Source organism: Streptomyces sp. DG2A-72, from assembly GCF_030499575.1.
GTDB lineage: Bacteria > Actinomycetota > Actinomycetes > Streptomycetales > Streptomycetaceae > Streptomyces.
The window spans coordinates 3,214,696-3,237,249 of the sequence record NZ_JASTLC010000001.1; the positions used below are offsets into that span (position 1 = coordinate 3,214,696).

A 22,554-nucleotide genomic window follows, 5' to 3' on the forward strand; every position below is an offset into this window, starting at 1 on the left:
GAAGGGGCGCGGGGAACTGCGCGACCAGCCACGACGGCGCCGCACACGCTCACGACCTGTCCCGGCACCCCCAGCGGCGCGCCACCGCGTGGAACGCCTCCTTCGGCTCCCAGTGCCAGTCCGAGTCCGGGTCGCCCGGGCGGTCCTTGATCGGCTTCGTGATGGCGTAGCTCGCCAGGTCGAGGTCGTAGCGAGGATCGTCCGGGCGGTGCTCGGCGTCCGCGGTGACGAACTCGAAGGCCATGGCGGCGTACAGCCCCATCGACTCGAAGACGTCCAGCAGCTCGACCAGGTAGTCGGCCTGGGTGCGCTCGCTGCGGACCGGGTTGCCCTTGATCTCCGGCGGGGTCTTGTCGTAGTCGACGATGTTCCAGCCCATACCGCCCGCTTCGGGGGCGCCGACGAACGTGCACGTCCCGAACTCGGTGATGGCGAGGGGCTTGCCCCAGCGGAGGTAGCGCTTCAACTCCCGTACGTAGTCGGCGCGGTCGGGGTGGGACGAGTAGTAGTCGATGCCGACGACGTCGAACAGGTTCCAGTCGACCTTGTCGTTCTGCGCGGCGGCATAGGACAGGCGGCCTCGGAAGACGGAGCGGCCGACCGCGGCGGCCTTGGCGGTGAAGGCATCGAGGCGGCGCTGCATCTTCGCCCAGTCGACGGTGCCGTTCAGGAGGTTCTCGATGCGCTCCAGGACTGTCTCTCCGGGCACGATCCCCGGCACGAACAGCCAGAACTCGCACCCCACGCTGAAGTCGACACTCGCGCCCTGCCGGCGCAGCCGCTCCGCGTGCCGCCCGGTCTCCGCGATGTGGTCGAGGATGTCCCGCTCGGGGGCGTCGCCGAGGGTGGGCTGCAGCCAGAGGTGCAGTCCGGCTTCGGCGGCCTCGGTGGCGGTGGTGTTGAGGCGTTCGACGCCGTCGCCGGTGACATCGACGGTGTCGGCGTGCAGGTCGTCGCGGATGACGCGGATGTCCCTGCGCATGCGGGCGGCGCTGAAGGCCGTACCGGGCGTCTCCCCCGCGCCGACGGTGTAGACGACACCCCGGTGCCGCAGCCCGCGGCGTCCCGTCGTCGCCTCCGTCGCCCGTGCACCGGTGGCCGGCAGCACCGCCCCCGCGACGCCGGCGGCCACGGCCCCGGCCAGGAACCGCGCCCTGCTGATCCCGTTCTTGGTGTTCTCCATGCCCTCACTGTGGCGAGCGGGGGCCCGCCGGGCTGTCGACCGAAGGTCTATGACTCGGCAACCAAGGTATGAGGTCCTGCGTCGATCACATCCAGACGCTTCCGTGGCACGAACACTGTCCACGGGGGCGCCGCACAGGGGACGGCGCCCCCGCCGCCCGGCTCACCTCGCCCGGGTGGGCCCGATCGGGGCCGCCGTTCGCGCCTCGATCCCGCGGAAGTGGACGGCCATCGCGCGCTGCGCGCCCTCGACGTCGTGGGCGCGCAGGGCAGTGACGATGTCGCGGTGGCGGCTGACAGTGAGTTCCGGCGCGGGCTCGTTGGGGCGGCCGAGCGCGCCGGCCACCCGGCGGAAGACGGTCCAGAAGGCGCCGAGCAGCTGCGGCACGAGCGCGTTGCCGAGCGAGGCGTAGAGCAACTCGTGGAACTCCCGGTCGAGTTCCGCGAAGGGCGTACCGGCCCGGCCCGCGGCCTCCATACGGTCCACCACTGACTCCAGGCGGTCCAGGTCGGCCTCGGTGAGCAGCGGCGCCACCCGCCGGATCAGCCCCTCCTCCAGCACTTCGCGGACCTGGAGGATATCGGCGAGCGCGTCGGCGTCGCCCTCGTGCCGGGCCAGCGTGCGGAAGGTCAGCCCGTCGATCAGCGGGGTCAGCGAGGCCTGCCCGACGTAGGTGCCGAAGCCGTGCCGGATCTCCACGATGTCGAGCGCCTGGAGCGCCTTGAGGGCTTCGCGGACGGAGTTGCGGCTGACGCCGAGGTCGGCCATCAGCTCGGTCTCGGTGGGCAGCGGCGCACCGACCCGGAGCTTGCGGTCGAGGATCAGCTGTACGACCTCGCGCTGTATCCGGCTGTTCCTGGGCTCCGAGGACATGCGCCGCATCGTACGCGCCCGGGACGTCCCACGTCCCACGTCTGACCGATGACGGTTCGTCAACATCGGTATACCGCAGCGCCATTGGTCCGACCTCTGGCAGATACGCCATTCGTGTGCGTTCCCTTGACCGCCCTCACAGCCCCTCCTATGGTCGCGCTGACTGCAGGACGTAGGACGTCGTATCTCTTCATATCTTCCGCCCGTCCTCTCGTATCCCCACCCTCATCTCGCTGGAGGAACCGTGCGCGACGTGACCGACGACGTGCCGGCGCTGCATCGCCGGACGTTCCTGAAGTACACCGGCGCGCTGGGAGCGTCCGCCGCCGTCACCGCGTCGCTGTCGGCCTGTTCGTCGGGCCCGGAGTCGACCAATGACACCGGCGGCAGCGGCAGGAACCGCACTCTGACCGCGGTCATCGGCTACGGCAACGACGGCAGCTGGGATCCCACGCAGACGGCGTCGGCGTTCTGCATGGCCGCCAACAACCATATCTACGAGGGGCTGCTCGACACCGACCCGATCTCCCGCGAGCCGTACGCGGCGCTCGCCACGCAGGTGCCGGGCGACCCGAACAGCACGTCCTGGAAGTTCACGCTGCGGGCGGGCGCCACCTTCCACGACGGCAAGCCGGTCACCGCCGACGACGTGGTGTTCGTCTTCGACCGGATCCTCGACCCGAAGACGCAGACCCTGGCCAAGGGGTTCTTCGCGAGCTGGCTGAAGGAAGTCCGCAAGATCGACGCGCAGAACGTCGAGCTGGTGCTCAAGTTCCCCTTCCCGGAAGGGGTTTCGCGGCTCACCCTCGCCAAGATCATGCCGAAGCACGTGTTCTCGCAGCCGGGTGCCTTCGACGACGCGATCAAGGGCAAGGCGATCGGCTCGGGGCCGTACCGGCAGACCGCGCACCACCCGAAGTCCAACACCACCTTCGAGGCGTACGCCGACTACAACGGCCCGCGCAAGGCCGCCTTCCAGAAGATGAACTGGCTGACGATCGTGGACGCCGCCCCGCGCGTCGCCCGGATCTCCGGCGCCAGCGCGGGCGCGCAGATCGCCGACAACATCCCGTACGCCAATATCGGCCGGCTCAAGAGCGGCGGGCTCACGGTCGCGGGCGGGGCCGGGATGAACAACCTGTTCCTGATGTTCAACACCAAGCACAAGCCCTTCGACGACGTGCGCGTGAGGCAGGCGCTGCACTACGCCATCGACACCGAGAAGATGGTCGAGGTCGCGCTGAAGGGACACGGCAAGCCGTCGTCGTCCTTCCTCAACGAGGGCAACCCCGGCTACCGGCGCGCGAAGACGGTCTACGACTACGACCCCGAGAAGGCGAAGGCGCTGCTGAAGCAGGCCGGGGTCCGCGGGCTGACGATCGACATCCTTGCGGTGAACGTGAGTTGGATCGTCGACTGTCTGCCGACCATCAAGGCGTCCTGGGACGCGATCGGCGTGAAGACGACGCTGTCGCCGCAGGAGACCACGGCCGTCTTCACCAAGATGGACCAGAAGCAGGACTACCAGGTCGTCGCCGCCGCCTCGAACCCCAACCAGTTCGGCCTCGACGCCGACCTGATCATGCACTACAACTACGGGCCCACCAACCTGTGGATGGGGTACACGCGCTGGGCGGACAACGCCGTCGCCAAGAAGCTCTTCAAGGACATGGACGCGGCGACCCGGGAGCCGGACGCGGACAAGAAGAAGACGATGATCCAGGACTACATCGACGTCGTCGCCGAACAGGCCGTGCTCTACCCGGTCGTCCACAACGAGCTGATGACCGCCTGGGACCCCACCGAACTCGCCGGGATAAGGGCACAGCCGTACCCCGGAATCAACCTGCTCCAAGCCAAGTGGGTCTAGCCACCGAAGTCGTACGGGAGTTGGTCCGTGGTCGCCATCGCCAGGATCCTGGCCCGCCGTGTCGCCCTGCTCGTGCCGCTGATGCTCGGCATCGTGCTGTTCGTGTTCCTGGTGATGCGGTTCTCGGACGTCGACCCGGCGTCCGCGTTCTTCCAGGGCGCCAATCCGACGCCCGAGCAACTGCGCGAGTTCCGTGAGGAGAACGGTCTGCTCGATCCGCTCCCGGTGCGCTACGTCGACTTCGTGGGCGCCCTGCTCCACGGTGACATGGGCATCAGCGCACTGACCCGGGCGCCGGTGATCGACCAGGTCACGACCGCGCTGCCGCTGACGCTCCAGCTCACCTTCCTGGGCCTGGGCATCGCGGTGGTGCTGTCGCTGATCGGCGGGGTGACCGCGGCGATCTACCGGGACCGGCTGCCGGACCAGATCATCCGGGTCGTGTCGCTGACCGGCGTCGCGGCGCCCGGCTTCTGGCTGGCGCTGCTGATGATCCAGTACCTGGCGGTCGACCTGGGCTGGTTCCCGACCGGCGGCTACATCAACCCGGCGGACTCCTTCACGGGCTGGCTGAAGACGATGACGCTCCCGGCGCTCGCGCTGTCCCTGCCGGTGGCGGCCCAACTCACCCGTATCGTCAGGACATCCGTCGTCGAGGAGCTGGACAAGGACTACGTCCGCACAGCGATCGGCAGCGGACTGCCGCCGCGGGTGGTGGTCGGCCGGAACGTCCTCCGCAACGCGCTGATCAATCCGCTCACCGTGCTCGGCCTGCGCGTCGGCTATCTGCTCGGCGGCGCCGTGGTCATCGAGACGATCTTCTCGCTGCCCGGCATGGGCAAGCTGATGATCGACGCGGTGAAGAACGGCGACCCGGCCGTCGTCCAGGGCGTCGTCCTGACGACCGCGACCGGCTTCGTCGTCATCAACCTCGTGATCGACATCCTCTACCTGCTGGTCAACCCGCGACTGAGGGAAGCCTCCTGATGTTCACGCGCAAGGGGCTCACCGAGGCCCTAGGGCGTGTGGCGAAAGTCCCGCCTGCCTGGCGACGCCTGGCACGCACTCTCGCCGCACCGGGCGAAAGCCCAAGTACGTCCGGTCCATCGACGGAGCCTTCCGCCCGGCACGCCGAGAGCACGCACCAGACGCCGCCCGGCCCGCCCTCCGGGCGGACGACGGGACTTTCGCCACACGCCCTAGCCCGGCCCGGCATCCGGCTGCGCGGCTGGCGCCGGCTGCCGCTGCTGTCGAAGATCTCCGTCTGCTTCCTGGCCGTGGTGGTGCTGGTGGCGCTGTTCGCCCCGCTGCTCGCGCCGGACGACCCGCTCGACCAGCAGCCGCCCGTCGACGGCACCGGCCATCCGTCCGCCGAGCACTGGATGGGCCAGGACAGCCTCGGCCGGGACATCATGAGCCGGCTGATGTACGGCGCCCGCTGGTCCCTCGCGATCGGGCTCGGCGCGACCGGGCTCGCGCTCGTCGTGGGCGCGCTCATCGGAGCGGTCGCGGCGACCTCGCGCAAGGCCGTCGACGAGACGCTGATGCGCTGCCTGGACGTGGTGATGGCGTTCCCGGGGATCGCGCTGGCCGCCGTACTGGTCGCGGTGTTCGGCGGCGGTATCACGGTCCTCATCTGCGCGATCGCGTTCCTGTTCACACCGCCGGTGGCACGGGTCGTACGGGCCAATGTGCTCGATCAGTACGGGGAGGACTATGTGACGGCAGAGCGGGTGATCGGCGCCCGCACCCCGCACATCGTCTGGCGGCACGTGGCCATCAACTGTGCCGCGCCCGTGCTGGTGTTCTGCACCGTGCAGGTCGCCGAGGCGATCGTCTTCGAGGCGTCGCTGTCCTTCATCGGCGCGGGCGTACGGCCGCCGGACCCGTCCTGGGGCAGTGTCATCGCGGACGGCAAGAACATGGTGCTGACCGGCGGCTGGTGGGCGACCGTCTTCCCCGGGCTGCTGATGCTGGTGACCGTGCTGTCGCTGAACGTCCTGTCCGAGGGCGTCTCGGACGCGTGGGCGGCCCCGTCGGCGCGGGAGGTCGAGGTCCGTGACGAGGACGACCGGCTGGAGGCGCCGGAGCCGGGCAGCGGGGAGATCGTGCAGCTGCCGGGGCTGACGCAGGCGGCGGCGCGGCTGCGGGCGCGGGCCCGGCCGCTGCCCGGCGGCGCTCAGCCGGTGCTGGCCGTGGAGAACCTGGCCATCGGATTCGAGGCCCGGCACCAGGGCGTGGACATCGTCGACGGGATCAGCTTCGAGGTGCAGCCCGGTGAAGTCCTCGGCCTGGTGGGCGAGTCGGGCTGCGGCAAGTCGCTGACCGCGCTGACGGTGATGGGCCTGGAGCCGAAGGGGGCCCGCGTGCGGGGGCAAGTCCGCTTCCACCAGCGGGACTTGCTCGCCGAACCCATGCGGGTCCGCCGCAAACTGCTCGGCCACGAGATGGCGATGATCTACCAGGACGCGCTGTCGTCCCTGAACCCGGCGATGACGATCCGCGCGCAGTTGAAACAGGTCGTACGACGCGGGGGCCGCCGTAGCCCCCAGGAACTGCTGACGATGGTCGGCCTCGACCCCGACCGCACCCTGCGCAGCTATCCGCACGAACTCTCCGGCGGCCAGCGTCAGCGCGTCCTGATCGCCATGGCGCTGTCCCGCGACCCGAAGCTGATCGTCGCCGACGAGCCGACGACCGCGCTCGATGTGACCGTGCAGGCGCAGATCATGGAGCTGCTGCTCCGGCTGCGCGAGGAGCTGGGCTTCGCGCTGATCCTCGTCTCGCACGACCTCGCGCTGATCGCCGACATCACCGACCGGGTGGTGGTGATGTACGGCGGGCAGATCGTGGAGACGGGTGTGACCGCCGATCTGGTGGAGGCACCGGCCCACCACTACACGCGCGGGCTGCTCGGCAGCGTGCTGTCCCTGGAAAGCGCGGCCGAGCGGATGACGCAGGTCAAGGGGGTCGTGCCGTCCCCGGCGGACTTCCCGGCGGGCTGCCGGTTCGCCGACCGGTGTCCGCGGGCGAGCGAGGTCTGCCGTACGACGGCTCCCGTGCTGGCGGGTACCCGCACGCATACGGCGGCCTGCCACCATCCGGCCGTCGACCTGATGGACGTGGAGGTCGCCCAGTGAGCGCGCTCGTCGAGCTGTCCGACACGCATGTCGTCCACAAGGCCCGCAGCGGCGGCCTGTTCACCCGGGACCGGGTGTACGCCCTGACCGGCGCCGATCTCGCCATCGCGCCCGGCGAGACGGTCGGTGTCGTCGGCGAGTCCGGGTGCGGCAAGTCGACGCTGGCGAAGGTGCTGGTCGGCGTGCAGCGGCCGACGTCCGGCACGGTGTCCTTCCGGGGCCGTGACCTGTGGAGCATGGCGCCCGCCGAACGCCGGGTGGCGGTCGGCCGCCACACCGGCATGATCTTCCAGGACCCGTCCACCGCACTGAACCGGCGCCTGACGGTACGGCAGATCCTGCGCGACCCGCTGGATGTGCACCGGCAGGGCACCGCGAGGGAACGGGACGCCCGGGTACGGGAGTTGATGTCCCTGGTCGGCCTGCCGAAGGCGCTGACCGACGCGCTCCCCGGCCAGCTCTCCGGCGGCCAGCGGCAACGCGTCGCCATCGCCCGGGCCCTCGCCCTCGACCCCGATCTCGTGATCGCGGACGAGCCGACCAGCGCCCTGGACGTGTCGGTGCGCGCCCAGATCCTGAATCTGCTGCTCGACCTGAAGGAGCGCCTGGGGCTCGCGCTGGTCTTCGTCTCGCACGACATCCAGACGGTACGGCGGATGAGCGACCGGGTGATCACGATGTACCTGGGCCGGATCGTGGAGGAGGCACCGGCCGAGCGGGTGACGGAGGGGTCCCGGCACCCGTACACCCGTGCCCTGTTCTCGGCGACCCCCGGACTGCTGCACCCGATCGACCCGATCCCGCTGGTCGGTCCGGTGCCGTCGGCGACCCGCCCGCCGAGCGGGTGCCCCTTCCGCACCCGCTGCTGGAAGGCGGACGGGGAGTGTGCCGACACGATGCCCGAATTTTCCGTTGCATCCACTCCTGCGCACCGGTTCCGGTGTCACCATCCAGTAGAGGAGGGCCGACCGACCCGCGACCTAGTGAGCCAGGCGGCCGTACCGGAAGAGCACCAGGAGCCGACATGAACCTCCCCACCCCGCTGACCGGAGTGGTCCCGCCCGTCTGCACGCCCCTGACGCCGGACCGCGAAGTGGACGTGGACTCGCTGCTCAGGCTGGTCGACCATCTGATCGACGGCGGGGTGGACGGGCTGTTCGTGCTCGGGTCGTCCTCGGAGGCCGCGTTTCTGACGGACGGGCAGCGCAGGCTGGTCGTGAAGTCGGTGGCGGCGCATCTGGGCGGGCGGCTGCCGCTGCTGGCCGGCGCGATCGACATGACGACACCGCGGGTGCTGGACCATGTGGCGGAGGTGACGGAGGAGGGCGCGGACGCGGTCGTCGTGACGGCGCCCTTCTACACGCGCACCCACCCCGCCGAGATCGCCCGCCACTACCGGCGGATCGCCGCCGAATCCCCCGTGCCCGTCGTGGCGTACGACCTCCCGATGGCCGTCCACACGAAACTCCCCGCCGACCTGGTCCTGGAACTCGCCGCCGACGGCGTGCTGGCCGGACTGAAGGACTCCAGCGGCGACCTGGGCGGCTTCCGCACCGTCGTGACCGGCGCCCGCACCCACCCCGGCATCACCGGCTTCAGCGTGCTGACCGGCTCCGAGGCGATCGTCGACGCGGCGCTCGCGCTGGGCGCGGACGGGGCGGTGCCCGGCCTCGCCAACGTCGACCCGCACGGCTACGTCCGCCTCCACCGTCTCTGCCGCGCGGGCGACTGGGACCGGGCCCGTGCCGAACAGGAACGGCTGTGCGCCCTGTTCGGCATGGTGGGCGTCGGCGACCCGGCCCGGATGGGCGGCAGTTCCTCGGCGCTCGGGGCGTTCAAGGCCGCGCTGCATCTGCGCGGCGTCATCGCGTGCGCGGCGACGGCGGAGCCACAGGTACCGCTGTCGGAGGACGAGGTGGAGCGGGTGGGGAAGCATCTCGCCGCGGCGGGGTTGCTCTGAGCTCCGCTGGTGGTGCCGCGATGGGTCGTCTGTCTTCTGCGGCGGCGTGAGGGCTGGTCGCGCCCACGCGGCGGAGCCGCATATCGATACAGCCCCGCGCCCCTATCGGGGCGCTTCGCTCAAGGTCAGCTCACACAGTGAACTTGACTGCTTCCAGCCACAGGTCGTTGTTGAGGGTTCCGCCGAAGATCAGGTTCTCGCCACCGGGTTCGTCGCAGCCCATGCCGTGCCAGCCCTCGTTGTGGACGTGCGAGGTCTGGCAGATGACACTCGTGCTCTCACCGACGTTGATGGCGAAACCCAGCATGTCCGGGGCGCTGTTCTTGCCGCTGCCGATGTAGTTGTCGATGCCGTCGACCGCGCCCTTCCACGGCCCGTTGTAGTGCCCCTTGCCGTCGGTCGAACCGGGGTTGTGGACGAAGGCGGTGGCGGCTGTGCCGTTGGTGCCGGACACGGCGATGTTCAGCGCCTTGATCGGCCTGCCCTGGCCCACCGTGCCGGCGGTGGCGCCATCGCACACCGCGGCCTGCCAGCCGAGGTTCTCCACATAGGCCCGGTAGCAGATGTGCCGGCCCGGATCCCGCGTGGCCAGCGCCTGCACGGCGACCGCGGCGGTCCTCACCCGCGGCTTGGTCACCTCTTTCGTCACATCGCCCCCGGACCTCGTACCGGCGGCCGGCGCCGACGCGACCGGTGCCGCGGACGAGGGCTCCGGTGTCACGACGGGCGGAGGGGCCTGGACCACGGCCTCGGCGGTGGGGGTGGACTTGGTTCTGGTGGGCGTGGGTGTGGGCGTGGGCGAAGGGGTGAGTGAGGGAGCGGGCGAGGTGGGGATGGTCTCCGCGGTGACCACGCCGCTGCTGTCGTCCGGGGTGAAGACGTCACTGCCGACGAGCGTGAGGCCGACGGCGACGACGACCGTCAGGGCACCGCCCCAGCCCAGGCTGAGCCAGACCCGACGCCCGGGCACGAGACCACGGGGTGAACGGGCGGGTTTGCGGGCGAAGGTGTCCGAGAAGCCGTTCGGCGACTTCGAGGACTTCGAGGACTTCGAAGTCTTCGGTGACTGTGTGGGCATCGGGGTTGCTCCGGGAATCGTGGACAGTGAGTCGGGCATCGTCTTCGGGTACGTCACAAACGGCTTCCGCGGCTCCGCCGGACCCGCTCAGGGGACCGTCCATTTCTGGGCCGCGTTGCCCGAGCACCAGGCGATCTGGAGCGGAGCGCCGTCGGCGGTATCGGCGTTGGCGACATCAAGGCACTTGTCGGCGGCGACGTTGACGATGTCGTAGGCGGCGCTGTAGCGCCACTGGGTGACCGTGGTCGAGTCGCAGGAGGCCATGACGACCCGGGTGCCGTCGCTGGTGGAGCGGCCGGCCAGGGACAGACAGCGGCCGTCCTTCCGGAGGGTGCCGTTGGCGGCGAACTGCCACTGCTGGTCGGAACCGCCGTCGCAGCCGTACAACTGGAGGGCACTGCCTACGAGTTGGACGCACTTGCCGATGAACCCGTCGTAGTGGCCGGAGATCTGGCCGACAGGGCGGGAGAAGTCCTGGGCGGGGGTGGTGGATTCGGCGGTGGTCCCGGCCTTGGCTGTGGGCGTCTGCTTGGCGGCGGGTGGCCTGGGGCTCGGGGTGGCGGTGACGGTGGCTACGGTGCCCGGGTGGTTCGGGGCCTGGGCCGTGTCCGGGTTCCTGGTCTCCTTCGTGGTCTTCCCCGGGGTCCTGGAGGGGGACGCGGACTCAAGGGAGGGCGTGGGCGTGAGCGACGGAGCGGGCGACGCGGCCGGGATGCCGCTCGCTGCGGCCACCTCGGCGCCCTCGTCCGAGGCAGGGGCCCCGCTGCCGGCCAGCTGGATGCCGAGGGCGCAGACGGCAGCCACGGCACCGCCCCAGCCCAGGCTGAGCCAGACCCGTCGCCCGGGCACGAGACCGCGGGGCGAGCGGGCGGGTCTGCCGGCGAAGGTCTCCGAGAAGCGCTGCGGGGATTTCGAGGGCTTCGGGGGCATGGAGGGCGCTCCGGGGAGTCGGGAGTGACGGCCGTAGGACGGACAGGGGTCGGTCAGACGGGTGTGGCGGGCTGGGGCAGGTCCTGCTCGTCCAGCAGCACGAGTTGTGCCGCCTCGGGCGCGGTCAGCTCGGCGACCCGCATGGCCTGACGTTCCGTCATGCTCTGGAAGAGCTGGCGAGCCGTGCGGCCGTTGCCGAACCGGTCGTTGCGCGGGATCAGTTCGACGTGCTCGGCCAGCGCCTTGCGGGCGGCCGTGCTGAGTTCGTACTGGTGGCGCTGGGCGTGGTGCTCGACGATGCTGACCAGTTCGGCCGTGGAGTAGTCGGCGAAGACCAGACTGCGGGTGAAGCGGGAGGACAGGCCGGGGTTGGAGCCGATGAAGCGGTCCATGTCGTCCGGGTATCCGGCGGCGATGACGACGACCTCGTCCCGGTGGTCCTCCATCAGCTTGACCAGGGTGGCGATCGCCTCGCCGCCGAAGTCGTTCGCGGTGCCGGCCGGGACCAGGGCGTACGCCTCGTCGATGAAGAGGACGCCACCCCGGGCGCGGTGGAAGGCCTCGGTGGTCTTCGGGCCGGTGTGGCCGACGTACTCGCCGACGAGGGCACTGCGGTCGACCTCGACCAGGTGGCCGCGGGCGAGCAGGCCGAGGGCCTTGAGGAGGCGCCCGTAGAGGCGGGCGACGGTCGTCTTGCCGGTGCCGGGGTTGCCGGCGAAGACCAGGTGGCGGCTGAGCGGCGGGGCGGGCAGGCCCGCCTGCTCGCGCAGCCGCACGGTCTGCATCAGCTTGACCATGCCACCGACGTCGCGTTTGACGCCGTCCAGGCCGACGAGTTCGTTCAGCTCGGCGAGCAGGTCCTCCAGGGTCTCCGGCTCGGGTTCGGGCTCGCCGTGCTGGGCCAGGCCGGGGGTGCCGGTCGCCGACTCGGCGGGGCCGGCCGGGGTTCCCGTGGGTGTGCGGGGTGCGGCGGGGGCCGTCGGCAGGTCCGAGAGCGTCGGGAGCAGGGCCGTGCCGACCCGGATCGCGGCGCAGTCCTCGAACTCCGGCTCGGCGCCCTCGGCAAGTTGCGCGTCGTGGCCGCAGTCGAAGACCCGGCAGCCCCGGAATCGCGGGGTGGCGCCGCGGGCCAGGTGCAGCGCGGGGAACGCGGTGTCGGACACATCGCAGTGGTCGAATGTGCCGCCGGACTCCTCGCCGACGAGGATGCCGTTCTTGCCGGTGCCTTCGATCCGTACGCCCCGCACCTCGGCCTGTGCCTTCCGCCCCAGAACCAGGCCGCCGGCCCCCGCCCCGGACACCCCGCCGCCCTCCATGACCAGCCGGGCCCCGGTGTCGACGGTCACGCCCGCGCCGCCCACCTCGGCGATACGGGTACCGCGCAGCACGGCGACCGCGTCGGCCGCCAGCTCGACACCGCCCCGCCGCTGACCGGTCACCGAGCAGTCCAGGAGCTGCGACTCCCGGCCGGAGCGCACTCGTACGCCTGTCTCGCCGTCCTCCACGCGTACGGCGGCCAGCACCACCTGTGCCTTGTCGTCCACCTGCACTCCGCACGCCCGCGCCCCGGCCAGCGTGGTCCGGGTGACCTCGGCCTGCGTGCTCCCGGCGGCCACCAGGGCGTGCTCCCCGCTGCCGGTCACCCGGCAGCCGGTCACCAGCGCGACCGCCCGCTCGTCCAGGTGCAGGGCCGAGCCGCCCGTGCGGGCGAACAGCGAGTCGGTCAGCGTCACCGTCGTACCGCCGGCCGCCAGCAGCCCGCGGCCCGCCGGGTCCAGCACATGGCAGCCGCGTGCCGTCAGCCGGGACGCGTCGCCGGCCTCCAGGCCGTGGCCGCCCGCCCCGCTGATCCGGCAGTCCGTCAGTTCTGCCCGGGCCTCGTGCGAGACCTGGACACCGGAGCGGGCCACGCCCTCGATCCGGCACTCGGCCAGCAGCGCCTCGGCGGTGTCCTGGACGAGGATGCCGTTGCGTCCCGCGCCCACCAGGCGCGCGTCGCGCACCAGCAGCCGTGAACCGCCGCGAACCCGCAGCGCGGATCCGGAGTTCTCCTGGATCCGCAGCCGCTCGGCGAGCAGCACGGCCGTGCCGGACAGTACGGCGCCGATGCCGTCGACCGACTCGATCACCGTGTCCTCGACGCGGGCGCGGGCGTCCCCGGCGAGGTGCAGCGCGGTGTGCTGGGCACCGCTGAGCCGGGTCCCCCGCAGCACCAGCACTCCGCCGCCCAGCGGGTCCGCCAGCTCGGCGGTCAGGTCGCTGTCCAGGTCCAGGGCGGCGTTGGCGGCGGCTCCGGAGCCGTCCGGGGAGCCGAGCACCTCGATGCGGCCGTGGCCGAGCCGGCAGTCCTCCAGGCTGAGCCCGGCGGCGTCCTCGACCCGGATCAGCGCCTCCACGGGGTCGGCGCCGCGCAGCACCAGTCCGGTCAGCAGGCACTCCGGGGCGGTGACGGTGAGGGCGATGCCCGCCGGGGCCCGCAGGACGACCGAGCCGGGGCCGTACTCCGGCTCCAGCGTGACACGCCGGTCGAGCCGCAGGGTCTCCTCGTACTCGCCGGGCGCGACGGTGACGACCGCGCCCGCGGGCGCGGCGGCGAGCGCCGAGGCGATGCTGCGGTGGGTGCCCCGGCCCTTGGGCGCGACCCTGATGGTCCGGTCCGTCATGCGCCGCCCCCGCTGTTTCCGACGTCCCCGACGACCGAGTCGCGGATCGCGCCCGTCAAGTACATGTTGGCGAAGATCTTGTTGGCCAGCTTGCCCATGCCCGCCACCACGAAGATGTCGAAGAAGCCCTGGCGGTGGTACCAGCGGCCGGCGATGTTCTGGGTGATGATCGTCCGGGCGAGGCCGGTGGTGACGCCGCCGATCACGCCGGCCGCCGCACCGGCCGCGCCCACCAGCAGCGCGTCGGTGCCGTAGAGGTGGACGGTGTTGCCGTCCTTGTCCTTCACCCCGAAGATCGCCGCGCTCGCGCTGCCGCCGATGAAGCCGGACAGGGCGCCGCCGACGATGCTGAGGCCGAAGTCGTACGAGCCCGAGCGCCAGCGGGTGACCTTCTCGTTGCCCGCGAACTCGCTCTGCCAGCTGTCGTCGTTGGGGCGGCGGGAGTAGGGCTGGCCCATGTCCATCTGGCCGAGACCCGTCTTCCAGGGCCCGCCCCGGAACGTGGCGAGGTGCCCGGCCGAGAGGGTGCCCTTGACGCCCGCGCTGACGGTCGCGCCGAAGGCCGCCTTGGCTACGTCGTTCCAGCCGAACTCGCTGCCGGTGGCGGCCGCGACGATGCCGTAGACGACCAGGTTCATGCTGAAGTCGAGCAGCCACTCCTGGCCCATCTCGACGGCGAGCATCTGGGCGGCCTTCCCGGCGAACGGGGTGTACACGGCCTCGCCGCCGACGCTGCGGCCGAAGTCCCAGCGGTTGGGTTCGCGCCACATCCGGCTGAAGCCGCGGTACTCGCCGAGCGCGCCGATGAAGTTGGTCTCACGGCCGATGAGCGTGGTCCGGCCGAAGGTGTCGGTGTTCCAGATGTATCCGGAGATGGCGCGCTGTTCGAGGAGTGTCGTGCCGTTCGGCCCGCCGTAGCGCCGCCACTGCTTGTGCCACTCCTCGCTCTCCAGGAAGGTGCCGTCGCCGAGATCGGTCTTGCGGCGGATGTCGATCCCGTTGTCGAACTCCTTCCACACGTTGGAGTTGAAGGTCCCGCCCACGTCCGGCACGTACTCGCGCACCCGGAACGGCGCGTCGGTGGCCCAGCTGTGGATCGGTCCGGTGGCCGGGCGGGCCGGGATCTCCTGCACGGTCATGGTGTTGATGGTGGCCGGGTTGTTCGGGTCCGGAGTGGCCACCTGGTCCTGCCAGCGGGCGTCAGGCCGCCAGCCGGGGAGCACGTTGCCGTTGGAGTCGATCCAGTTCCGCACCCGGTGCGGGGCGCCGCCGCCGAAGTCCATGACGTTGCCGTGCCGGTCGATCTTGTTCCACTGCCAGGTCTCGGCGCCGGTGTTCGGGTCCCGGCTGACCCGCCAGGCGTCGACGGTGGTGCCGTCCCCCAGCAGCCGGTGCTCGCGGATCAGCCTTCCCCCGTCGAAGTCCTGGAACGACTCCTTGTCCCAGGCCCAGGTCTCCATGCCCCGCTGGTGCTGTGTCTGCCGGATGCCGTGGGTGCCGTTCGGGCCGTGCCATTCCAGGGTCTTGGCGCCCGCCGGGCCCGTGGCGGTGATCGTGATGGTGTTGTTGCCGCCGCCGGCCGGGTCGGGCCAGGTGTCCTTGCGGCCGACGACCATGCCGTGGGGGTCGTACTTCGTCCAGTCGCCGGTGCCCGCGTGGACGTTCTGCTGGAAGGCGATGTCCCCGTTGCCCGCCTGGCCGTCCGGGCGGACGGCGGGGGCGGGCCGGTACTCGATCACCGTGCCGTCCTTGAAGCCGGTGCGGGCGACCTCCCACTGCTTGTTCGGGTCGGGCGAGTACCAGTCGCCGTCGGCACGGTTGGGGGTGAAGCGGTCCTGGAAGAGGATGTCGCCCCGCTGGTAGCCCTGCGGCACGTGGAAGTCGGCGGCCACGTACGTGCGGTGGCCGTCGAGCTTGCCCGCGCCCTCGGACCAGGGCAGGTAGTTGGCCTGCCGATTGACACCGTTCGGCAGCGGGACGTCGCCGACGGTGAGGTCGTTGCCGCTCGGCGTCTTGCCGGTCACCCGGACGACCTGTCCGTTCCTCGCGATGTCCGTCGTGACACCGCTCATGCTGACGAACCGCACACCCCGCTCGGGCAGTCCGCCGGCGGCGGGCGTGAGCTTCCACTCGTGGATCTGGTATCTGCCGTCGAAGCGCAGCCAGCTCGCGTCGGCCAGGCTGGTGGCCCGGTAGTCCCCGCTCATCGCCCAGCGGGCGAAGAACGGCGGGCGCTGCTCGGCGATCCGGTGGGTCTCCAGGAAGTTGCCGTTGCTCAGCGTCTCACCGCGGTCGATCTCCTTGCCGTGCGGCGAGTGGGACATCCAGTCCCGCTTGGGGATGCCGTCCGCGCCCATCTCCACCTGGAAGTAGCGGCGTACGTCGTGCGGGCTCGGAGCGAAGCGGCCGAACTTCTCGTGGACCACGGTGCTCGCGCCGGTCCTCGGGTGGGCCATGGTGTCCGTCCAGCCACGGCCCGGACCCCACTTCCTGGCCCCCTCGGCCAGGTGGTTGTAGTCCGCGTCGAAGCGGTGCCAGGTGCCGCGGCCCGCGCTCTGTGTCCAGACCGAACGGTCCAGGTTGGCCAGCACATGGCCGCCGTCCGGGTTCTGCTGGAAATGGCGGACGCGGGTGTCGACGCCCCGGATCGTGGTGACGTCGAAGTAGCTGCGGCCGCTCTCGCCCCAGTGCCGGGTGCCGTGGCGGACCGCCGCGCCGGCCCCGTCGAACTCGGTCCACACACCGCGCTGGTTGAAGCGGCCGAAGGTGCCGACCCCGGCGGCGGAGTGGAAGGCGTCGATGGAGCCGCCGTTGCCGAACGGCAGCGGGCGGCGCTCGAACACCTCGGTGCCGGAGTGGCCGAGCAGCCGGACCCGGCCGTGGTCGATGCCCTTGAGGTCGACCGTCCCGCCGTCGTACCAGGGCCGGTTCCCGTTCGGTGGCACCGGGTTGCCGGCCGCGTCCAGGTGGATCCGCTGCCAGGTCGGCTTGGCGCCGCCCGCGGCCGGGTTCGGGTAGGTCACCTCGATGTGCTGGTTGGGCTTGATCTGGCCCTCGTGGATGACGTTGATCCGCTGGAAGTCGAGTCGGCCGTCGGCGTCGTACCGCTTGAACTCGCCCTGGTGCGGGGCGCCGACGCCGTCGACCCGGTACTGGCCGTTCGGCTCGCGGGTGACGTTGCCGGGTGTCGGGGTCAGGTCGGCGTCCAGGACGCGGAGCTGGTTCAGGTCCGTACGCAGGAAGCGGGTGCCGATGCCGTCGCCGAGCCGGACGGTGTCGTACAGGCGGGTTCCGTTCCCGTCGTCGACGCGGAAGACGCCGCCCTGGCCGGTGTCGATCACGGAGCGGTCCAGCCTGCCGTCGTTGCCGTAGAGCTGGAAACCGCCGTCCGCCTGCTCCACACGGTGTCCGCCGCCGGGCCGCGCGGTGACCTTGATGTTCGGTATCTCGGCCAGGTTGTTGTCCACCAGCTCCAGGGCCCCGCCCGGGTGGGCGCGGACGTTCTGGCCGATCGGCGCACCGGCCGCGTTCTGGAGCCGGACGGTGTCGATGTCGACGCGGCCGTCCGCCGCCCGGTGGACACGGAGGGCGGTCGGGTGTTCGACGAGGAAACTGCCGTCGGCGCGGACGGTGAGGTGGGAGTTCGGGATGGCGGAGCCGTCGGCGTGCTTGAGTACGGCCGGTCCGTTGACCGGCGTGTGGACGAACTCGCCGTTCGCATGGGGGGCGGTGCCGCCGGTCAGCTCCCGGACAGCGGCGGTGTGGTTGCCCCTGATGTCCACGGCGACATGGTCGTTGCCGCGGAGGACGCGGAACCCGTTGCCGTCGCCCGACTGGGGGACGACGGTCGCGGTCGGGTGACCGTGCAGACGGGCCGTGCCGACGGGGTCGATCCGTAGCACTCCGCCGTTCAACGCGCCTCTGGTCAGCGGGAGTTCGTCGTACACGTGCCGGTAATCGGCGCCGTAGACGACCGTGCGATTGCCCGGCCCCGGAACGCGGTACTCGCCGCCGACATGCGTGATGCCGCCCGGCCGAGGTGCCCCCGCCACGTCGGTACGGACGATCCCCCCGGGCCGGCCCTCGACGGGCCTGTGGACGAACTCGCCGTCCGCCGCACCACCGTCCAGGCGGCGGGCGGTATGCGTCTGAACACCCGCCTCATTGACCACGATGTGCGGCTGACCGCCACCGTTCTCGATCCGGAAACCGACCGGCTGCGTCTCCACACGAGCACCCGGCACCGGATTGCCACCCGCATCGAGCAGATCGTGAGTCGCACGAGTCCCCTCCGGGAAACGGACCAAGTTGCCGCCCGGCACCGGCAGAACCCGGTGCACATAACCCCCGTCGACCCCGTACACCCGCAGCCAGCTGCCGTTCGCCTCACCCACATGGAAACCACCGTTGCCCGGCAGAACCCTGACATTGACGCCGGGCCGACCCGTCACACCCACCGTGCCGTCGGCATCGATCCGCAGCACCCCATCGCCCAACGCGCCCCTGGTCAACGGGAGTTCGTCGTACACGTGCCGGTAATCGGCGCCGTAGACGACCGTGCGATTGCCCGGCCCCGGAACGCGGTACTCGCCGCCGACATGCGTGATGCCGCCCGGCCGGGGTGCCCCCGCCACGTCGGTACGGACGATCCCCCCGGGCCGGCCCTCGACGGGCCTGTGGACGAACTCGCCGTCCGCCGCACCACCGTCCAGGCGGCGGGCGGTATGCGTCTGAACACCCGCCTCATTGACCACGATGTGCGGCTGACCGCCACCGTTCTCGATCCGGAAACCGACCGGCTGCGTCTCCACCCGGGCACCCGGCACCGGATTGCCACCCGCATCGAGCAGATCGTGAGTCGTACGAGTCCCCTCCGGGAAACGGACCAAGTTGCCGCCCGGCACCGGCAGAACCCGGTGCACATAACCCCCGTCAGCCCCGTACACCCGCAGCCAGCTGCCGTTCGCCTCACCCACATGGAAACCACCGTTGCCCGGCAGAACCCTGACATTGACGCCGGGCCGACCAGTCACACCCACCGTGCCGTCGGCATCGATCCGCAACACCCCATCGCCCAACGCGCCCCTGGTCAACGGGAGTTCGTCGTACACGTGCCGGTAATCGGCGCCGTAGACGACCGTGCGATTGCCCGGCCCCGGAACGCGGTACTCGCCGCCGACATGCGTGATGCCGCCCGGCCGGGGTGCCCCCGCCACGTCGAGGTGCCGTATTCCGTTCGTGCCGCCCGGCAGTACGTCGATGCCGACCGTCGTACCGCCGAAGTGGCCGCCCTGCAGGGTGATCTGCCGCTCGGCGCCGACCAGACGGGTGCCGTGGGCGTCCACGTCGAAGTCCCAGTGGCGGGTCTCGCCGCCGTTGACGTACTCGACGCGGACGATGTTGTCCTGGCCGATCCGTTCCGCGCGCAGCCCCTGGACTCCGTTCGGGTTGACGATGTTCGGCCGGGAGCCGGGCGTGATGTCGACGCGGACGCCGTCCAGCCCGGGCACGTTGACGGCGTGGGCGGGTGTGCTGTTGGTTCCGGAGGGTCCGGCCACGGTGGTGTGCGGCGGCGGGGCCTGAGGCGTGAGGGTCTGGAGCTCGATGCCCCGGACGACCTGGGTGCCGATCTGCTCGTGGTTCAGGGCGGCGTTCAGGTGGTAGTCGGTCCGGCGGACCGAGCCGTCGCCGAGGTCCTGCTCCACCCGCAGGAACTGGCCGCCTCCGCCCTGCGGTGTCTCGTAGGTCGCCCGGACTCCCGCAGTGGCGGGGACGACCCGCGGCCCGGTGGCCGTCGGGGTGACTTCGACCCGCACGTCGGGCAGGCCGGGGATGTTGGTGAAGGTGTGCTGGAAGTCCAGCGCCTGGTCGTCCTGCATGAAGACCCGGATGGTGCGGTGCTGGTCACGGAACGCGGTCAGGTCGACGCGGCCGAGCTTGGGCAGGTCGACGACGAGGCTGTCGTTGCCGGGCAGGCCCACGCCGCCGTTCTTGGCCGGTCCCCCGGTGCCGGGCGGCGGTACGTGTGAGGCCGGGCTGCTGTCGAGCCCGCCCGTGGGGGTGTGCTGGACTGTGCCCGGTGTCGGGGGCGCGGTCAGCGCGTTCACCGGCGCCGGGTTCACCGCGGGCGTACCGCTGACGGGCACGTCCACCCGCCCGAGAGCGGACACGGGCGGTGCGTCCACATGGGCGGCCCCGGCCGGGACGTCCGACACGACCCCCTTGGGTCCGCCCGCGTTCCCGGTGACGGGGAGGTCCACGCGGCCCACGGACGGCACGTTGACGCTCCCTGCGGCCGGAACCTCGACGCGACCCACGGACGGCACATTCACACTTCCCGTGGCCGGGACATCCACCCGGCCCACCGGCGACACACTCACACCCCCCGCCACCGGGACATCCACCCGCCCCACCGGCGACACACTCACACCCCCCGCCACCGAGACATCCACCCGCCCCACCGGCGACACACTCACACCCCCCGCCACCGAGACATCCACCCGCCCCACCGGCGACACACTCACACCCCCCGCCACCGAGACATCCACCCGCCCCACCGGCGACACACTCACACCCCCCGCCACCGGGACATCCACCCGCCCCACCGGCGACAGGTTCACGTTCACGCTCGCGACCGACGGGACGTCCACGCGGCCGACGGACGGCACGTTCACGCTGCCGACCGACGGGACGTCGACCCGGCCCAGGGTCGAGCCGACGCCGTTCACCGAGGGGATGTCGGTCATCCGGGCGGCCATCGCCGGGGCGTCCACCCGCGCCGTCGTCGGGCCGTTCGACACCGCCCCTAGGCTCGGCACGTTGACCTGGTGCACGCCCACCGCGGGGACGTCCGGCGCGGCCCCCATGTTCACCGTGGGCGCGTTGACCTGCCCGAGGCCCATCGTGGGCACGTTGACCTGGGCGACGGCCGGGACGTCGACCTGGCCGACGGACGGTGTCGACACGGAACCGACGCCGTGCGCCGAGGGGATGTCGGTCACCCGCGCGTCCACCGAGGGCATGTCCACCCGCACCGCGGTCGGACCGGACGCCACCGAACTCAGACTCGGTACGTCGATCCGGGCGGCGCCGACCGCCGCGATGTCCCCCACGGCGATGTCGGCGCCCCGGAAGGCGCCCGTGCCGACCGCCCCGACCTGGCTGATCTGGCCCAGCTGCGGCAAGTTCATGTTGCCGAGCCCGACCGACTGGGGCACGTTGACGCCGCCGAGCCCGCCCAGTGGGGGCATGTGGACACCGCTGGGTCCGGAAACGGCCGGCAGGTCGGTGATGCGGGCGCCGATGGCGGGGACGGGCGCGTTGAAGGACCCGCCGAGCCCGCTCAGACCGCCGGTGAGGTTGGTGCTGCCGATCGAGGGCGACAGGTTCACCGGCGGCAGGTTCGTCAGCCCCGAGCCGAGTCCGCCGGCTGGGGTGGGAGTGAAGCCGGTCAGGTTGATGTGCGACAGGCCGCCCAGGTCGGCGCCGGGCCGCAGCAGCGTGAGCCCCGACGCGGCGGCCCCGCTGATCTTGCTCGACACGCCGAGGAACTGGCCCCCGGCGAAGGCCCCGTACCGGTACATGCCGAAGACACCGCGGTCGATGACGCCGATCCTGAGCGCGAAGAGCAGGCCGTTGCCCATCTCGTCCGCGGCGACCGGCAGGAAGAACCGCAGCCCGTTGAGCCCGCGCACGCCGTTCAGCATCGAGCTGCCCAGCGAACTGCCCAGCCGCCCGATGCCGTTGAGGCCGCTGACCACGCTGCGCACCGCGAAGAAGCTCTTCACGCCCAGCAGGTTGATGACGGTCAGCTCGGTGGCCACCGGGAGGACTCCGAAACCCTTACCGAGGCCGGCCCCGCCCATGGTGAAGCCCTTGAGCCCAGGCATGAAGACCAGACCGGGCGTGAACCTCATCCCGCTGATGCCGCGCAGACCGTTCAGCCAGACTCCGGTTGCCCGGAAGGTGTCGTCGATGCCGAGGGTCAGCCGGCCGAGCAGCCCGAACGCGTTGGGCCCGCCCAGGAACAGGTTCCTGCCGCCCTGGAAGGCGGAGACACCGGCCCCCTTCAGCCCCTTGAACACCGCGCCGACGTTGATGCCCTTGGTGGTGGGCGCGATGACGCCAAGGATGGAGAGCACCAGTTCGGTGACGCTCGCCTTGCCCTGGGAGAAGTCCACCGCCGTCTTGATCAGCAGCGCCACGTTGAGCCCGATGGCGAACAGGGCCAGCGGACCGCCGACGATGATCGCGGGGATGATGAGGATCAGCGCCAGCCAGCCCAGCGCCTTCCAGAACTCCTCGCACTCGTCGATCGGCGAGGCGATGCTCTCCGCCGCCGTGGTCAGCGCGGTCGCCGCCGTCTCGGCGGCCTCCGACAGGATGCTCCCCGCGTCCTCGGCGGTGGACTTGTGCGTCTCGCGTCCCTCGTCGTCGTCCTCGGCCAGCGCGGCCGCCGCGGTCAGGGCGGCGTCGGCCCGCTGCTGCTGGGTGCGCATCACACCGACATAGGTCCGCAGCGCGGCCTGGGCGTCCTGGTGGGCCTGCCGGAACGTGGATACGTAGTTGCGCAGATCACCGTCGATCACCTTGCGCAGCGCGTCCGCCGTCTCGCCGATGAAGGCCCCGTCCGTGGTGTTCTTGATCTCCGTAAGCCCGGAGTCGATGGTGTCCGCCAGAGTGACCAGTTCGCCCTGCGAGGTGATGATCTCCTCGATCCGGGCGGCGTCGCCCGGGGTGGGGTCACTGCCGAGGCCGAGCGCGCTCCAGTCGGCGGGACGAGCCATCGGGGCGCCTCCTTCTGCTGCCGGGACGTGCGCCGGGACGCACGCGGACGTGACGTGGGACGTACGTACGG

The 22,554-nt window shown here is 71.3% G+C and carries 11 protein-coding genes; 5 read left to right on the forward strand and 6 right to left on the reverse strand.

Translation table 11 applies throughout. The annotated features are described in order from the left end of the window. Positions 1–49: 49 nt before the first annotated feature. On the reverse strand, positions 50–1,183 hold the full coding sequence (locus tag QQY66_RS15380) for an abortive phage infection protein (protein WP_301980880.1): 1,134 nt from the start codon (positions 1,181–1,183) through the stop codon (positions 50–52). Between the two features lie 162 nt (positions 1,184–1,345). Next, positions 1,346–2,065, reverse strand: a complete 720-nt coding sequence (locus tag QQY66_RS15385) for a FadR/GntR family transcriptional regulator (protein WP_301980881.1) — start codon at positions 2,063–2,065, stop codon at positions 1,346–1,348. A 235-nt stretch (positions 2,066–2,300) separates the two neighbouring features. On the opposite strand from QQY66_RS15385, the gene QQY66_RS15390 reads away from it, so the two are divergent. The 5 genes from QQY66_RS15390 to QQY66_RS15410 are packed head-to-tail and all read left to right on the forward strand — an operon-like array spanning position 2,301 to position 9,026. Then, on the forward strand, positions 2,301–3,926 hold the full coding sequence (locus tag QQY66_RS15390; RefSeq protein ID WP_301980882.1) for an ABC transporter substrate-binding protein: 1,626 nt from the start codon (positions 2,301–2,303) through the stop codon (positions 3,924–3,926). 27 nt (positions 3,927–3,953) lie between these two features. After that, entirely contained in the window at positions 3,954–4,913 is a 960-nt protein-coding gene (locus QQY66_RS15395; RefSeq protein WP_301980884.1) for an ABC transporter permease, read from the forward strand. Further along, entirely contained in the window at positions 4,913–7,066 is a 2,154-nt protein-coding gene (locus QQY66_RS15400) for a dipeptide/oligopeptide/nickel ABC transporter permease/ATP-binding protein (RefSeq protein WP_301980885.1), read from the forward strand. Before QQY66_RS15395 ends, QQY66_RS15400 begins: the two co-directional genes overlap by 1 nt. After that, complete coding sequence (locus QQY66_RS15405) at positions 7,063–8,094, forward strand: ABC transporter ATP-binding protein (RefSeq protein ID WP_301980886.1); 1,032 nt, start codon at positions 7,063–7,065, stop codon at positions 8,092–8,094. The genes QQY66_RS15400 and QQY66_RS15405 overlap by 4 nt, the downstream gene beginning before the upstream one ends. Then, positions 8,091–9,026 (forward strand): dihydrodipicolinate synthase family protein, encoded by a 936-nt coding sequence (locus QQY66_RS15410; RefSeq protein ID WP_301980887.1) that lies wholly within the window; start codon positions 8,091–8,093, stop codon positions 9,024–9,026. Before QQY66_RS15405 ends, QQY66_RS15410 begins: the two co-directional genes overlap by 4 nt. A 130-nt stretch (positions 9,027–9,156) precedes the next feature. Here the strand turns inward: QQY66_RS15410 and QQY66_RS15415 are convergent, their stop codons facing one another. From QQY66_RS15415 to QQY66_RS15430, 4 genes are all read right to left on the reverse strand, one after another. Continuing rightward, complete coding sequence (locus QQY66_RS15415) at positions 9,157–10,104, reverse strand: hypothetical protein (protein WP_301980888.1); 948 nt, start codon at positions 10,102–10,104, stop codon at positions 9,157–9,159. An 87-nt stretch (positions 10,105–10,191) separates the two neighbouring features. Continuing rightward, positions 10,192–11,034, reverse strand: a complete 843-nt coding sequence (locus QQY66_RS15420; protein WP_301980889.1) for an RICIN domain-containing protein — start codon at positions 11,032–11,034, stop codon at positions 10,192–10,194. Positions 11,035–11,087: 53 nt separating this feature from the next. Further along, the gene (locus tag QQY66_RS15425) at positions 11,088–13,697 is read right to left on the reverse strand and encodes a right-handed parallel beta-helix repeat-containing protein (RefSeq protein WP_301980890.1); all 2,610 of its coding nucleotides are present in this window, start codon (positions 13,695–13,697) and stop codon (positions 11,088–11,090) included. Then, positions 13,694–22,483 (reverse strand): hypothetical protein, encoded by an 8,790-nt coding sequence (locus tag QQY66_RS15430; RefSeq protein WP_301980891.1) that lies wholly within the window; start codon positions 22,481–22,483, stop codon positions 13,694–13,696. Before QQY66_RS15430 ends, QQY66_RS15425 begins: the two co-directional genes overlap by 4 nt. Between the last annotated feature and the right edge of the window lie 71 nt (positions 22,484–22,554).

Excerpts from the sequence above, each read along its gene's own strand:
- QQY66_RS15380 (WP_301980880.1), bottom strand. The coding sequence starts at position 1,183 with ATGGAGAACACCAAGAACGGGATCAGCAGGGCGCGGTTCCTGGCCGGG.
- QQY66_RS15385 (WP_301980881.1), bottom strand. The coding sequence starts at position 2,065 with ATGCGGCGCATGTCCTCGGAGCCCAGGAACAGCCGGATACAGCGCGAG.
- QQY66_RS15400 (WP_301980885.1), top strand. The coding sequence starts at position 4,913 with ATGTTCACGCGCAAGGGGCTCACCGAGGCCCTAGGGCGTGTGGCGAAA.
- QQY66_RS15410 (WP_301980887.1), top strand. The coding sequence starts at position 8,091 with ATGAACCTCCCCACCCCGCTGACCGGAGTGGTCCCGCCCGTCTGCACG.
- QQY66_RS15415 (WP_301980888.1), bottom strand. The coding sequence starts at position 10,104 with ATGCCCACACAGTCACCGAAGACTTCGAAGTCCTCGAAGTCCTCGAAG.
- QQY66_RS15420 (WP_301980889.1), bottom strand. The coding sequence starts at position 11,034 with ATGCCCCCGAAGCCCTCGAAATCCCCGCAGCGCTTCTCGGAGACCTTC.
- QQY66_RS15425 (WP_301980890.1), bottom strand. The coding sequence starts at position 13,697 with ATGACGGACCGGACCATCAGGGTCGCGCCCAAGGGCCGGGGCACCCAC.
- QQY66_RS15430 (WP_301980891.1), bottom strand. The coding sequence starts at position 22,483 with ATGGCTCGTCCCGCCGACTGGAGCGCGCTCGGCCTCGGCAGTGACCCC.